This window comes from Streptomyces phytophilus (assembly GCF_013870535.1).
In the GTDB taxonomy this organism is placed as follows: Bacteria; Actinomycetota; Actinomycetes; order Streptomycetales; family Streptomycetaceae; genus Streptomyces; species Streptomyces phytophilus.
In genome coordinates this window covers 1-1,421 of sequence record NZ_JACBXC010001447.1, presented here as the reverse complement: position 1 = coordinate 1,421, position 1,421 = coordinate 1, and the positions used below count along the sequence as shown (strand labels likewise).

Below are 1,421 nucleotides of genomic sequence, written 5' to 3'. Positions count from 1 at the left end.
ACCGCGAGCACCGGGTGCCCGTGGCGCCGCGCGTCGGACAGCCGCTCCAGCAGCAGCATCCCCACGCCCTCGCCCCACCCGGTGCCGTCGGCCGCAGCCGCGAAGGGCTTGCAGCGCCCGTCCGGCGCCAGCCCCCGCTGCCGGCTGAACTCCACGAACCCGCCGGGCGTGGACAGCACCATCACCCCGCCCGCGAGCGCGAGTTCGCACTCCCCCGTGCGCAGCGACCCCACGGCGGCGTGGGTGCTCACCAGCGACGACGAGCAGGCGGTGTCCACGGTCAGCGCGGGGCCCTCCAGCCCGAAGGAGTACGAGATCCGCCCGGACAGCACGCTCGCGGCGTTGCCCGTCATCACGTAGCCCTCGACGCGGTCGGACGTCGTCGTGGTGAGCATCCCGTAGTCCTGGCCGCTGCTCCCGACGAAGACGCCGGTGCGGCTGCCCGCGAGGGACGACACGTCGATCCCCGCCCGCTCGACGGCCTCCCACGCCGCCTCCAGCGCGAGCCGCTGCTGCGGGTCCATGGCCAGGGCCTCACGCGGCGAGATGCCGAAGAACTCCGCGTCGAAGTCCCCCGCGTCGTGCAGGAAGCCGCCGTGGCGCACGTAGCTGGTGCCCGGGTGGTCGGGGTCGGGGTGGTACAGCCCGTCGAGGTCCCAGCCCCGGTCCGCGGGGAATCCACCGATCACGTCCCGCCCCGCGGCCAGCAGGTCCCACAGCTCCTCCGGCGTCGCCGCCCCGCCGGGGAACCGGCAGGCCATGCCGACGACGGCGATCGGCTCCCGCTCGCGCCGGTCCGCCTGCCGCAGCCGGCGCATGGCCTCGTGCAGGTCGACGGTCACGCGCTCCAGGTAGTCCCGCAGGCGCGTCTCGTTGCCCGCGGGCGCCGGGCCGGCGGTGTTCGCGGTGTCTGCGGTGTCCGCGGTGTGCGTCATGGCGTCCTGGTCCTCATTGCTGGCCGCGACCGGGCCCGAAGGTGCCCAGCCGCTCGTCGATGAACGCGAACAACTCGTCGTCGGTGAACCCCGCCACGGCCTCGGCGACCTCCGGCCGCGAGGGGTACGCGGGGTCCTGGTCCGGGGCGCCGGATCCGGCGGCCTCGTACGCGGCTACCGGCTCGTCCGCCTCGCCGCCGCCCAGCAACTCGCCACCCAGGAACTCCGCGACGGCCACCGGCGTCGGGTGGTCGAAGACGAGGGTCGTCGGCAGCCGCAGCCCGGCCGTCTCGCCGAGCCGGTTGCGCAGGGAGACCGCGGCCAGGGAGTCGAACCCCAGCTCCTGGAACGGCCGGTGCGGATCCACCGCCTCCGCCCCGGGGTGGCCGAGCACCACGGCCGCGGCCGTACGCACCAGCGTCAGCAGCTCCGCCGCGCGCTCGTCCGGGTCGAGCCCCGCCAGCCGGGCGACGAACCCGGACCCGC

General features: G+C 75.7%; 2 protein-coding genes. Both read right to left on the bottom strand.

Annotation, left to right across the window (positions count from 1 at the left end):
- Window positions 1–935 (bottom strand): beta-ketoacyl synthase N-terminal-like domain-containing protein (locus H5J30_RS33205; RefSeq protein ID WP_181791434.1); only part of this gene is annotated, 935 nt, incomplete at its 3' end.
- A 13-nt stretch (window positions 936–948) separates the two neighbouring features.
- The coding region (locus tag H5J30_RS33200; RefSeq protein WP_181791432.1) for an acyl carrier protein at window positions 949–1,421 on the bottom strand (473 nt) is incomplete at its 5' end.